Below are 12310 nucleotides of genomic sequence, written 5' to 3'. Positions count from 1 at the left end.
TAATGAAAAGACCAAGCTACGCAACAGATAAAGTATTAAAAACATTCATCAAAAACGCCTTAGAGGAAGACATTCAGGATGGCGACCACTCTACTCTTTCCACGATTCCGAAAGATCTTGAGCAGAGCGCTAAACTTCTGGTCAAACAGGACTGTATTTTAGCAGGGGTTGAGCTGGCAGAAATTATTTTTAAAACTTTTGATAAGGATTTAAAGGTAGAAACTTTCATTAAAGATGGAGAAGCTGCCAAAGTAGGTGACGTTGCGATGATCGTAACCGGAAGCGCAAGATCCATTCTTTCCACGGAAAGACTTATCCTGAACTGCATGCAGAGAATGAGCGGAATTGCTACCCTTACCCATGACTGGGATTCCAGATTGGTAGGCACTAAAACAAAACTTCTCGACACCAGAAAAACAACTCCGAATTTCAGAGTTTGTGAAAAATGGGCAGTGGCTATCGGTGGTGGAACCAACCACAGATATGGTTTATACGACATGATTATGTTGAAAGACAACCATATTGACTATAACGGAAGCATTACGAATGCCGTGAAAATGGCAAAAGATTATGTTAAAAGCAGCAAGAAAAAGTTAAAGATCGAGGTTGAAACAAGAAATCTGGAAGAAGTTAAGGAAGCCATCAAAGCAAAAGTGGACAGAATCATGCTTGACAACATGAGCGTACCGATGATGAAGCAGGCTGTAGAGATGATTAATGGATCTTGTGAGTCTGAAGCATCAGGTGGAATTACCCGTGAAATGTTAAAAGAAATCGCTTCTACAGGCGTTACTTATATCTCTGCCGGGGCCCTTACCCACTCTGCTGAAAATATAGATTTGAGTCTCAAAGCAGTGAAATAGCGTTGTATTTTTAACAAAAACAGCCCCTGTTTATTAAAAACTCAATAATATGATTTTTTTCATGCTAAAATTCAATTTTTATACATAGCGTTGATAATCAGTATTTTAATTCTTATTAAGATTGAGTAAAAATTAACATACAGTTAATATTAGTTAAATTTTATTTCGCGAATTTTGCAGAAAATTAAATCTAACTATTACTAACGATTATGAAATTAATCAACAAATCGATACTGACTGTAGCTATCACTTTATCTACAGCTAGTGTTTATTACGCTCAGCAAGTTCAAGACACTGTAACGAAGTCGAAAGATATTGACGAGGTAATTCTAAGAGGTGTTACGGATATCGCTAAAGATAGAAAAACACCAGTAGCAGTTTCTACAGTAAAAGCAGCACAAATTCTTGAAAGACAAGGAAACCAGGAACTTGTTGAACTTTTAAACACAACACCATCTGTATATGCAACAAAAGGCGGCGGTGGTTTTGGAGACTCTCAGATTGTTATGCGTGGTTTTGAATCAAGAAACATCGCAGTAATGGTAAACGGTATGCCTGTTAATGATATGGAAGGTGGTACTGTTTATTTCTCAAACTGGACTGGGCTATCTGACGTAACAAGTTTTATGCAGGTACAAAGAGGTCTTGGTTCTTCTAAACTGGCTATCGCTTCTGTTGGAGGTACAATGAACTTCATCACGAAGTCAGCAGATATGAAAAAAGGGGGGATTGTAAGATTAGGAGTTGGTAACAATGACTTTTTAAAAACATCATTCGCTTACAATACAGGAAAATCTGACAAAGGATGGTCTACTTCATTCTTAATGAGCAGACAAAGCGGATCTACCTATGTTCAAAATACAGACTACGAATCTTACGCTTACTATTTTGCATTAGGTTGGGAGCCGAACAAAAAACACAATTTCCAATTCACAATCACCGGAGCTCCACAATGGCATGATCAAAGATCTTACGCTCCTTCTATCAGTGATTATGTAAGATATAACCCGGATAATGACGGAACTCCTGACAGAACTTATAATTCAGACTGGGGATATTATACCAATGCTGAAGGAAGAAGAGTCGCTCTTTCTAACAGATCAAACTATTATAACAAACCAGTTATCATGCTTAACTGGGACTGGACTATCAATGATAAATCCAAGTTGAGCACAGTAGCATACATGTCTAATGGTAGAGGTGGTGGAACTGCTGATCTTGGAAGAGTTAATGGTAGAGGTCTGACAACTTTAGTTAATGGCCAAGGATACTTTAGAGACGCACAAGGTCTTTATAATTATGACAAATTATTCGCTGAGAATGCTGCAGTAAACGCAAGTACAGCAGGTGCAGGTTCTACACTAGTACGTAGAGCAAGTATTAATTCTCATAACTGGTATGGTATATTAGCCAATTTCCAACACAAGATTAATGATAACTGGAACTTCTCTGTAGGTACTGATGACAGATACTACTACGGATATCACTATCAGGTGGTTTCAGATCTATATGGTGCACAGGGATACAAAGATTCCAATAACAAAAACATCGCTCCAAACCTTGTTTCTCAAACTTCTGATTACAAAAAACTATCATGGAATCCTTTCGGAGGAAGCCAGGTTCCTTTGAACGAAAGAGTTGGATTCAGTAATGATGGAGAAGTAATCTGGTACAGTGGTTTTGGTCAGGTAGAATATACCAAAGATAATCTATCTGCATTCTTACAAGGATCAGTTTCTAATCAGGGATACCAAAGAATCGACGAGTTCGTTCAAGATGGTATCACTGTACAAAGAAACCAAACTGTAAACAGAAAAACAGGTTTCAAAAACATCTTTGGATACAACATCAAAGGGGGTGCTAACTATAATATCAATGAAAACCATAATGTTTTTGCAAACGTTGGTTATTACAGTAAGCAGCCATTTATGAATACCGTATATCCAAGTAACCAACAAGTTGTTAACCCTCAGTTAACGAATGAGAAAATTTTCTCTGCTGAAGTTGGATACGGATTCAGATCTGCAAACTTCAGTGCAAACGTTAACGTTTACAGAACGCAGTGGAAAGACAGAGCTTTAAGAAGAACTATTCAGGTTCCTGACGTAACAGATGCTTATGCAGAAATGAATGGTATCACAGAAATCCACCAAGGAGTTGAATTTGATGCAACTTACAAACTTAATAAGTTCTTAGAAATTAATGGTATGTTCTCTTGGGGAGACTATTATTACAAAGGAAACGCAACAGGTACAACATTTGACGGAAACAACAATCCTCTAACTGTAGCTGGAGATTCAAACACAACTACGCTTTATATTGATAAAGTAAAAGTAGGAGGAACAAGCAGCAACAGTATTCCTCAAATGACTGCATCATTAGGAGCTACTGTTAAGCCGGTAAAAGACCTAAGCATCTATGCAGGATGGAGATTTGTAGGTAAGCTTTATTCTTCTATTGATATTGCTACTTTCTCAAATATTGCTAACCAAGACAGAGGGGTATTAAAATTACCTGATTATAACCTGACTGATATTGGTGTATCTTATAAAATCAGATTGAGAGACGCTAACCAGTATTTCACAGTTGGAGCTAACGTTTACAACTTGTTTGATACTACTTACATCCAGGATGGTGCAACAAATATCTTTGGAAGTGACAAAATCACAACAGCAGGAGATCCTGACTTAGGTAAAACATACCAGGATGCAGGAAGAATGTACAAAGGTATCGCTAATGGTAACAGAGTATTCTTCGGATTCGGAAGAACATGGGCAGCAACATTGTCATTCAACTTCTAATAAGATCATTATATTAGATTTTATAAATATCTATCCCGGCTTTTAGCCGGGATTTTTGTTATATTTGTACCTAGAAAAATAGAAAAAATTGAATATGGATTTTTACAAGATTTTGCTTAATGCACACAAAGGATTCGGGTATCTTGAACTTCTTTTGGCCTCATTATTTATTATTGCCCTTTTAGCTACTATGTTTGGCTTCAGTGGTAAAGTGAACAAATTTTTAAAGAAGATCACGCTCTTCACGATGATTTTCTTCCACGTTCAGTTTTTACTGGGCGTATGTTTACTGTTCACCTCTCCGGGCTTTAAAGCTGCCATAGCTGCCGGAACATTAATGAAAGATGCTTACAGCAGACAGACATTTGTAGAACATCCATTTTCTATGCTGATCGCAGCGGTATTGATGACGATCATCAATAAGAAAGTAAAATCTAATGACACCATTTCTTTAGGAATTGTGATTATGGGTCTTATTGCGGTAGGTTTATTTGCATTCGCGTTCCCTTGGACAAGAGTCTTTGGGGCTTAAAAAATAAAATACTAAGTGATATACAATAAGTTGATCACTTGGTAATAGTTTAACCTTAAATTTTTAATTAAATCAATGAAAGTAGCTGTAGTCGGTTCAACAGGAATGGTTGGACAAGTTATGCTGAAAGTTTTGGAGGAGAGAAACTTCCCTGTAACAGAATTAATTCCGGTAGCATCCGAAAGATCTGTAGGTAAGAAGGTGAAGTATAAACAGGAGGAATTTACGATTGTAAGCATGAAAGACGCTATAGCTGCCAAACCTGATATCGCTATTTTCTCTGCCGGAGGAGACACTTCTCTTGAATTCGCCCCTCTGTTTGCAGCAGCTGGTACTACAGTTATTGACAATTCTTCTGCCTGGAGAATGGATCCTACCAAAAAACTGGTGGTTCCGGAAATCAATGCGAATGTATTGACCAAAGAAGATAAGATCATTGCCAATCCAAACTGTTCTACCATTCAGTTGGTGATGGTATTAGGTCCATTGAATAAAAAATATGATCTGAAAAGAGTCGTTGTTTCTACCTACCAGTCCGTAACAGGAACAGGGAAAAATGCCGTAGATCAGCTTAATGCTGAAATAAACGGAGACGACAGTGTTGCCAAAGTATATCCTTATCAGATCTTTAAAAATGCTCTTCCTCACTGTGATGTGTTCAGTGATGATGATTACACTAAAGAAGAGATCAAACTCATGAAAGAGCCTAAGAAAATTTTAGGTGATGATACATTCAACCTTACAGCAACTGCAGTGAGAGTTCCTGTTCAGGGAGGTCACTCAGAAAGTGTAAATATTGAATTTGAAAATGAGTTTGACCTTGACGAAGTAAGAAAAATCTTATCTGAAACACCGGGTGTAGTTGTAATGGACAACGTGAAAAACAACGAATATCCAATGCCGCTCTACTCCGAAGGTAAAGACGACGTATTCGTTGGCAGAATAAGACGGGATCTCTCGCAGCCCAAAACGCTGAATCTCTGGATCGTAGCAGACAATCTGCGAAAAGGAGCAGCAACGAACGCTGTACAGATTGCAGAATACTTAGCAGCCAACAACTTAGTTTAAACTAACAAAATAAAAAAGAGTCTCAGAATTGAGATTCTTTTTTTTATCAAACTATGGAAAATAAAAAGACCATTACCCACAAAGACAAAATAGGATTCCAGAAAATCATTGCTGTTTTCGGAGTCATCTTATTCATTGGAAAAATCATCGCATGGAAGCTCACCAATTCCGATGCTGTTTTTTCAGATGCCATGGAAAGTGTTGTAAATGTCATCAGTGCATTTATGGGCCTCTACTCTCTTCACCTGGCCGCCAAACCAAAGGACGAAGACCATCCTTATGGCCATGGAAAAGTAGAATTCGTAACATCCGGCATCGAAGGTGCTTTGATTGCCATTGCAGGGATCATGATCATCTATGAAGGTATCAACAGCTTAGTTGTGGGAAAAACTTTAGCCAAACTTGATCTGGGAATATGGATCATCGCTGCAACCGCCATCGTTAATTATCTTCTAGGGTATATTTCCATTAAAAAAGGCCAGGCTGAAAACTCGCTGGTTCTGGTTTCGTCCGGAAAACATCTTCAGTCTGATACCATCACAACATTAGGTGTGGTCATCAGCTTAGTGGTTGTTTACTTTACAAAAATCTATTGGCTGGATTCTGTGGTAGCCCTTGTTTTTGGTTTTTACATCATCTATGTCGGATATAAGATCGTCAGAAAGTCGTTAAGCGGTATTATGGATGAGCAGGATCCTGACCTTCTGAACCAGATTATCAAGGTACTCGAAGATAACAGAAGAATAGAATGGATCGACGTTCACAATATGAAAATCCAGCAATTCGGGGCTAATCTCCATATCGATGCCCATATTACGTTGCCTTGGTACTACAGCCTTCGGGAAGCGCACAATGAAATGGAAAAAATGATTATTCTTCTAGCTAAAAACACCAAAAGAAGCGTAGAATTCAACTTTCATATGGATGACTGTAAAACCGTCTCATGTTCTGTCTGTCAGATCAAAGACTGCCCTGTCCGCGAAAAAAACTTTGTGAAAAGAGTACAATGGACTCCGGAAAATGTAACGAGTGTAGACAAACATACAGCAGATTAGGATTCAGAGTGTTGTCAGTTGCTGGTTAGTTAGTTACTGGTTGCCATTAATTAAGCTAATGAAGCATCTTCTGATTATCTTGATTCTTACTTCTACTTCTATCATTCACCATTCACTTGCGAAGCAAAATTCACCATTGACCTTTCCTAATATTCCAAAATTTTGAGGCAACCTGTAAGTTAATAAGACTACCCGTTTATTTCCCTGTTCTTTTCTAACTGTTTTCTGTAATAAAACATCGGAACAATCAAAAGCAGCGCCAGCGGCTGAATGACAAACCTTCTCATATAAAAGGAGAAAAGATATCCCACATCAAACTGGTCATAGATACAGTAAAGATAAATAGGAAAAGTAATAGCAAATATAATGGTGATGAGCAATGCGCCCTGCACCGTCCACTGCTTATTTTTAAAAAGACTCTGAATGATCAGACAGGACAAAGCAAGATTAAGAATAAACCTGAAAACATGGCCTGCTATTAATTTCCCCCATTCAAACTGTGGAAATGCAATATGTTTATTCGCCTCATGAAAATATTCCAGGAAAGGATCATAGAACATTTTATCCTCCAGCACACGCACGCTGATAAGACCGCAGATGCCTACTATGACGAGAAGCCAGTTAAGAATTTTCATTTTTTAAAGCAAAGAATTTAATCCATACCAGCCAAAGAACCACCACCGTTCCGTAAATGACCGCCGGAAAAATAAAATCATGAAACATCTTTCCATATTCTTTATAATCTGACATTACCACGTTCAGGCCAACAATCCGGAGAAGATTCATGATATACAAAAGGACAAGTCCGGCAAGAGCAAACAAAAAAGTTTTAACCCCTTTATAAAACGCAAATACGAATGCTACAAACAGGATCATTACTGAAATGGCATTACACCCTTCCACCATTCGGGTTACGTAATTTTTCTTTACATAAAACCAAACCTGCTCATTTTTCACATCGTCATAAAGTAGCGTAGGAAATCCTGAAGCTTTCTGAATAGAGGCCACCTGATCTGCAATCATTCTCGAAAAAGGATCCAGTCCGCCCGCCTTACTGGCATTCAGATAAAACTGGTAAGCAAAAAGCAACACCAGATAAATGACAATGAACCTCAGCAAAATGTTTAAAACTGGTTTAAAATCCTTTAGCATAGTACAAAGATAAAAATTAGACTGAAATGTAAGCTAAATTAAGACATCAGATTTCAGATACCAGATACCAGATATCAGACACAAGATGCGGGTTATTGAGATACAGGTTCTGGGATACGAGATTTTAGTTACTACCATTCTCAAACTCCAACACCCTCATACTCTCAAACTCCAAAACTCTCAAACTCCCATTAAATTAGTATATTTGTTTCCATATTATGACTTCCGAAAACGCAAAACGATTTTTTGAAAACTATCTCGGTGAACCATCTTCTGAGTTCGTTACACTGGCTCAAAGCGGTTCTGCGAGGGTGAATTTCCTGGCCAAATCCGGCAACAGAAAATACATCATCACCAGCAATGAAAATATCCCGGAAAACGAAAGTTTCCTGTATTATTCTGAAATTTTCTCTGAACTCAACCTCAACACACCTGGTATTTTTGCAGTCTCTGATGATAGAAAAATATATGTACAGGAATTCCTGGGAGGACAAACCCTTTCCGATATTATTACCAAAGAAGGACTTTCCTCACATGTGCAGGCATTGGTAAAACAGACCTTAGAAAAGCTTTTCCAACTTCAGAGTCAAACACAGGGGAAAATTGATTTCTCAAAAACTTTTGAATACGAAATTTATGATGAGCTTCCTGTGATCCATGATCTGTATTATTTTAAAAACTTCGTGGCAGATGTTCTGGAACTGGAATACCGTAAATCTGCTTTGCTGAAAGAATTTAAACAGATCGCCGCACTTATTGAGAGCCTTGAGCCAACAGGAATTATGATCCGTGATTTTCAGGCCAGAAACATCATGGTGAATGAAGAAAGTAAAGTTTCGTTCATCGATTATCAGTCTGCTATGAAAGGACCATTGATGTATGATGTGATCTCTTTTCTTTTCCAGGCTAAGGCTGATTTCCCGGAAGATTTCAAAAACGAAATGCTTGATTATTACATCGGACAATTTGATAATGAAGAAGTTAAAATTCAACTAAAAAACTCGGTAAAACCAATCCAGATGATGAGATTCCTGCAGGTACTTGGAGCTTACGGCTTCAGAGGACTGATCCAAAGGAAGCCACATTTTATATCAAGTCTGGAAAAAGGAATTCAAAACATCACGCAGTTTGCATCCTCATGGGAACAGATGAATGACTATCCGGAACTTAAAAAAGTAATCGGGCAACTATCTTTAGAAGACGTAAAATTTAAAATTAATACTATTTTGAAAAGTTAGCCTTCGACTCCGCTCAGGCTGACAACTTACAAACTAACATATAGTATTAGAAATGTCAGCCTGAGCGGAGTCGAAGGCTTTACTATTAAAAAACATAAAAACCTTAAATGGTTCAAATTAAAAAAAAATAAACAACAATGCTACACATCGACATACACAGTTTTTCGTACAAAAAAGGAGGAATTCCCAAAGATCATTCAGGAAATGGCGGAGGTTTTACTTTCGACTGCAGAGGAATTTTAAACCCTGGAAGAATTGAAGAATATAAAATCCAGACAGGAAACGACATCGGCGTTCAGGAATATCTTGAAACCAAAACAGAGATGCCTAAATTTCTGGAACTGGTAAAATCCATCGTATCCATCAATATCGATAATTATCTTGAAAGAGGTTTTGAAGACCTTCAGATCAGTTTCGGATGCACCGGCGGACAGCACAGATCCGTATATTCTGCCATCAAAATTGCTGAATTCATTAAAGAAAAATATCCTGAGGGAACAGAAATAAGCCTTCACCATGACGAACAGCACCAGTTGAACGTGAGTAATGGGTAATGAGCAATAAGTATTATTTTACTTGTTCATCAACCCTGAAATTACTCATTACTTATCACTCATTACTTATACTATATGAAAGCTTTAATTTTCGCTGCCGGAAAAGGCACAAGGCTAAAACCCTTTACGGATCATCATCCGAAAGCACTGGCCAAGGTAAACGGCATACCGCTTTTGGAAAGAAATATCAATTATCTTAAAGGCTTCGGAATAAAAGATTTTGTGATCAATATCCATCATTTTGGAAATCAGATTGTTGAATTTTTAAATAAAAACAGTAATTTCGGATGCAACATTGAAATCTCAGATGAGACCAATGAACTGCTGGAAACCGGTGGCGGCTTGATTTTTGCTAGAAAGTTCCTCGATCACGGGGAAGATTTTCTGATCATGAACGCTGATATTTTAACGGATATCAATATCAATGCGCTGGTGGAATACCACAAAAAGATAAAAGATTTTGCTACTTTAGCGGTTTCAGACAGAGATAGTTCGCGAAAATTACTTTTCAACGACGATATGGTTTTGAGAGGCTGGCTGAATGTACAGTCGGGAGAACAGAGGCTTGCGGAATTCAATAAAGGCTTTAAAGCTCTTGCTTTCAGTGGCGTTCACTGTATCAACCCCGCTATCTTTGAAAAAATAAAGAGAACCGGCAAGTTTTCTGTTATGGAGGAATATCTGGATCTGATGCAGACCGAGCATATCCACGGATTTGTGCACGACAGCATTCTGATAGATGTGGGAAGACCCGAATCCGTAATAGAAGCCGAAAAACATTTTAAATAATTTTTGTAATGGAAATGGATGGAAACAGGGATGAAAGTTTAGTAAATCCGGCCTTAAATATTAATGAAACAAAGCTTCACAACAGTCTCAGACAGAAAACCTGGGACGAAACCATCACTAAAGACAGCTGGATGGTTTTCAAAGTGATGGCTGAATTCGTGGATGGCTACGAAAAACTGGCCAAAATCGGACCTTGTGTTTCTATATTCGGATCTGCAAGACTGAAGCCTGAAAGTAAATATTACGAAATGGCGGTGGAAATTGCTGAAAAGATCACCAAACTGGGTTTCGGCATCATTACCGGAGGTGGCCCCGGGATCATGGAAGCAGGAAATAAAGGCGCTTTTAATGCACAGGGAAGATCTATCGGACTTAATATTGATTTGCCGTTTGAACAGCATTTTAATCCGTATATTAACAAATCGTATTCGATGAACTTCGATTACTTTTTTGTAAGAAAAGTAATGTTCGTAAAATATTCCCAGGGATTCGTGGTAATGCCGGGAGGTTTCGGGACACTGGATGAACTGACGGAAGCTATGACATTGATCCAGACCAATAAAATCGGTAAATTTCCGATCGTTCTTGTAGGAAGTGAATTCTGGGGCGGACTGTTGGAATGGTTTAAAGCAACACTGTTAAAAGAAGGGATGATCGCAGAAGATGATCTGGACTTATACAGAGTGGTAGACACGGCTGATGAAGCGGTGGCCCACATCAAGGCATTTTATGACAAGTATTCTGTGAATGTAAATTTTTAATTGGCATATTATTTGTGACCTATAATTAGCAAGTATGATTGTAAATCTATTAATTAAGATGAAAAAACTTTTATATATATCAGGAATTTTAACATTTTTTGTGTTAATGAGTTTTATGTATGTAGACTTTTTCTCTTCAATGACCAAAGTTGATTATATAGATGGAAGCAAAACATTGAAGTTTACCACAAAAATGAATACCAACCATATTTCTGACGCTATTAAAATCAATCCTAATACAGCCGGATTTGAAGCAGAAGTAAAAAAATATGTGAACAATAATTTTGATGTGTACATCAATGGCTCTCCGAAAACTATAACATTCACCGGAAGTCAGGTAAGCGGAGAAACGGTATGGGTATATTTTGAAACCGGCGGTGTGTCGGACATCAGTACCATGAAGATTAAAAACACGATCCTTTTAAGTTCTTTTCCTAAACAGTTCAATATTGTAAGTGTTTCTTACAAAGGAAGTCAGAAAGTAATGAACTTCCAGCGAGGAAAAGAAGTGAACGAGGTTTCTTTCTAACCGGAATAATTTAAAAATAAATAAACCACTGCAAATGCGGTGGTTTTTTTGTGTCTTTTCCTGTTTTGTTTTATCAAAATAATGGATTAATCTTAAAGCTTGGGGAGTAGAATAAATACAATCTGTTTAAAATTGACCTTAATTTCTTTAACCTCAAGAAACTTTAGTTTATTTCTTAATTTAAACATTAAGGATTTAAGCAGTATGCTTATTTTTATGAATGAAGAAATCAATAAATTGATTTTTTTTAAGTTCTTTAAGCACCCCATCTTTTAAGATCTTAATGTCTTAATGTTTAAAAAGCTTGCTCCCAAAGCTTTGAAATTGATCCAAAATAATAGCGATTAAGATCCTTTGCTAACAGTAGCATTTATGTCATGACATTTTTCCCATTCATGCGTGATCACTGTGTCTTTCTTGTGAATATTAAATGTTAGTTCGCCTCTCTTTTTTACCACCGTATCTCCAAGCTCTATTTCATCGGCATATAAATTCCACCATCGGTTGTGTGTTTTGCAAACTTTAGGTTCCTGCGTTATAGGATCATGTCCTTTAATCTCAAACCAGACCGAATTAGCAGGTTCCAGATCTACAATAATATTACATTCCTCTTCGGAAAGTATCTGGCTGTATTTAAAACATTCGTTTTTTTCACAGGAGAAAAGCATGATAAACACGAACAAACAGGTCAAGGTTTTGGTTATTTCGTTCATACAGGATGAGTTTAACTTTTATATATTCCAATATACTCATTTTAAAAAAGACAAAACTTATCCTTATCAAGGTTTTGAACCTTGACATTCTATGTTAATTGCCAACTTTTAAAAGTTAAAATATTTATATTTTATTAATAATTTTGTTGATATTGTATTTTATTCTTTAAAATCCCGAAAGCTTGTCTTAAAAGTTTATTGCATACAGCAATTAATGCTACTTTTTTACATTTCTTTTTTTCCAGAATTCTTTCA

General features: G+C 37.2%; 13 protein-coding genes and 1 pseudogene. 10 read left to right on the top strand and 4 right to left on the bottom strand.

What is annotated here, in order from left to right; all coding sequences use genetic code 11:
* Nucleotides 1-2 precede the first annotated feature (2 nt).
* From nadC to BM143_RS13735, 5 genes are all read left to right on the top strand, one after another.
* Nucleotides 3-863, top strand: coding sequence for a carboxylating nicotinate-nucleotide diphosphorylase (gene nadC / locus BM143_RS13755; protein ID WP_090025034.1), 861 nt, complete (start codon nucleotides 3-5; stop codon nucleotides 861-863).
* Nucleotides 864-1072: 209 nt separating this feature from the next.
* Nucleotides 1073-3664 (top strand): TonB-dependent receptor, encoded by a 2592-nt coding sequence (locus BM143_RS13750; protein WP_090025033.1) that lies wholly within the window; start codon nucleotides 1073-1075, stop codon nucleotides 3662-3664.
* Between the two features lie 94 nt (nucleotides 3665-3758).
* A complete protein-coding gene (locus tag BM143_RS13745; RefSeq protein WP_034724008.1) occupies nucleotides 3759-4196 on the top strand; it encodes a hypothetical protein in 438 nt (145 codons plus the stop codon).
* A gap of 75 nt (nucleotides 4197-4271) precedes the next feature.
* Entirely contained in the window at nucleotides 4272-5264 is a 993-nt protein-coding gene (locus BM143_RS13740) for an aspartate-semialdehyde dehydrogenase (protein ID WP_072924679.1), read from the top strand.
* Nucleotides 5265-5317: 53 nt separating this feature from the next.
* Nucleotides 5318-6319: a cation diffusion facilitator family transporter gene (locus BM143_RS13735; RefSeq protein ID WP_090025032.1), complete on the top strand. Its 1002-nt coding sequence runs from the start codon at nucleotides 5318-5320 to the stop codon at nucleotides 6317-6319.
* Nucleotides 6320-6507: 188 nt separating this feature from the next.
* Here BM143_RS13735 and BM143_RS13730 read toward each other — a convergent pair whose 3' ends face one another.
* Entirely contained in the window at nucleotides 6508-6954 is a 447-nt protein-coding gene (locus tag BM143_RS13730) for an exosortase F system-associated membrane protein (protein WP_090025031.1), read from the bottom strand.
* Nucleotides 6941-7471, bottom strand: a complete 531-nt coding sequence (gene xrtF, locus BM143_RS13725; RefSeq protein ID WP_090025030.1) for an exosortase family protein XrtF — start codon at nucleotides 7469-7471, stop codon at nucleotides 6941-6943. Before xrtF ends, BM143_RS13730 begins: the two co-directional genes overlap by 14 nt.
* Before the next feature lie 218 nt (nucleotides 7472-7689).
* On the opposite strand from xrtF, the gene BM143_RS13720 reads away from it, so the two are divergent.
* From BM143_RS13720 to BM143_RS13700, 5 genes are all read left to right on the top strand, one after another.
* Nucleotides 7690-8709, top strand: a complete 1020-nt coding sequence (locus BM143_RS13720) for an aminoglycoside phosphotransferase family protein (RefSeq protein ID WP_090025029.1) — start codon at nucleotides 7690-7692, stop codon at nucleotides 8707-8709.
* Between the two features lie 137 nt (nucleotides 8710-8846).
* Entirely contained in the window at nucleotides 8847-9263 is a 417-nt protein-coding gene (locus tag BM143_RS13715) for a RapZ C-terminal domain-containing protein (protein WP_090025028.1), read from the top strand.
* A gap of 75 nt (nucleotides 9264-9338) precedes the next feature.
* A complete protein-coding gene (locus BM143_RS13710; RefSeq protein WP_090025027.1) occupies nucleotides 9339-10052 on the top strand; it encodes a nucleotidyltransferase family protein in 714 nt (237 codons plus the stop codon).
* 8 nt (nucleotides 10053-10060) lie between these two features.
* Entirely contained in the window at nucleotides 10061-10813 is a 753-nt protein-coding gene (locus tag BM143_RS13705) for an LOG family protein (RefSeq protein WP_090025026.1), read from the top strand.
* A gap of 58 nt (nucleotides 10814-10871) precedes the next feature.
* Nucleotides 10872-11342 (top strand): DUF6702 family protein, encoded by a 471-nt coding sequence (locus BM143_RS13700; protein WP_228430826.1) that lies wholly within the window; start codon nucleotides 10872-10874, stop codon nucleotides 11340-11342.
* A gap of 344 nt (nucleotides 11343-11686) precedes the next feature.
* Here BM143_RS13700 and BM143_RS13695 read toward each other — a convergent pair whose 3' ends face one another.
* Together BM143_RS13695 and BM143_RS24335 are read right to left on the bottom strand one after the other, a co-directional pair.
* Nucleotides 11687-12055, bottom strand: a complete 369-nt coding sequence (locus tag BM143_RS13695; RefSeq protein ID WP_228430824.1) for a hypothetical protein — start codon at nucleotides 12053-12055, stop codon at nucleotides 11687-11689.
* Between the two features lie 134 nt (nucleotides 12056-12189).
* Nucleotides 12190-12310, bottom strand: a pseudogene (locus BM143_RS24335) (IS110 family transposase); the annotation flags it as partial.

The sequence above is a fragment of the Chryseobacterium oleae genome (genome assembly GCF_900115055.1).
GTDB lineage: Bacteria > Bacteroidota > Bacteroidia > Flavobacteriales > Weeksellaceae > Chryseobacterium > Chryseobacterium oleae.
This window is presented reverse-complemented; position numbering and strand designations above follow the sequence as displayed.

Coding starts and splice junctions, on each gene's coding strand:
- nadC (WP_090025034.1), top strand. CDS start 3: ATGAAAAGACCAAGCTACGCAACAGATAAAGTATTAAAAACATTCATC.
- BM143_RS13750 (WP_090025033.1), top strand. CDS start 1,073: ATGAAATTAATCAACAAATCGATACTGACTGTAGCTATCACTTTATCT.
- BM143_RS13745 (WP_034724008.1), top strand. CDS start 3,759: ATGGATTTTTACAAGATTTTGCTTAATGCACACAAAGGATTCGGGTAT.
- BM143_RS13740 (WP_072924679.1), top strand. CDS start 4,272: ATGAAAGTAGCTGTAGTCGGTTCAACAGGAATGGTTGGACAAGTTATG.
- BM143_RS13735 (WP_090025032.1), top strand. CDS start 5,318: ATGGAAAATAAAAAGACCATTACCCACAAAGACAAAATAGGATTCCAG.
- BM143_RS13730 (WP_090025031.1), bottom strand. CDS start 6,954: ATGAAAATTCTTAACTGGCTTCTCGTCATAGTAGGCATCTGCGGTCTT.
- xrtF (WP_090025030.1), bottom strand. CDS start 7,471: ATGCTAAAGGATTTTAAACCAGTTTTAAACATTTTGCTGAGGTTCATT.
- BM143_RS13720 (WP_090025029.1), top strand. CDS start 7,690: ATGACTTCCGAAAACGCAAAACGATTTTTTGAAAACTATCTCGGTGAA.
- BM143_RS13715 (WP_090025028.1), top strand. CDS start 8,847: ATGCTACACATCGACATACACAGTTTTTCGTACAAAAAAGGAGGAATT.
- BM143_RS13710 (WP_090025027.1), top strand. CDS start 9,339: ATGAAAGCTTTAATTTTCGCTGCCGGAAAAGGCACAAGGCTAAAACCC.
- BM143_RS13705 (WP_090025026.1), top strand. CDS start 10,061: ATGGAAATGGATGGAAACAGGGATGAAAGTTTAGTAAATCCGGCCTTA.
- BM143_RS13700 (WP_228430826.1), top strand. CDS start 10,872: ATGAAAAAACTTTTATATATATCAGGAATTTTAACATTTTTTGTGTTA.
- BM143_RS13695 (WP_228430824.1), bottom strand. CDS start 12,055: ATGAACGAAATAACCAAAACCTTGACCTGTTTGTTCGTGTTTATCATG.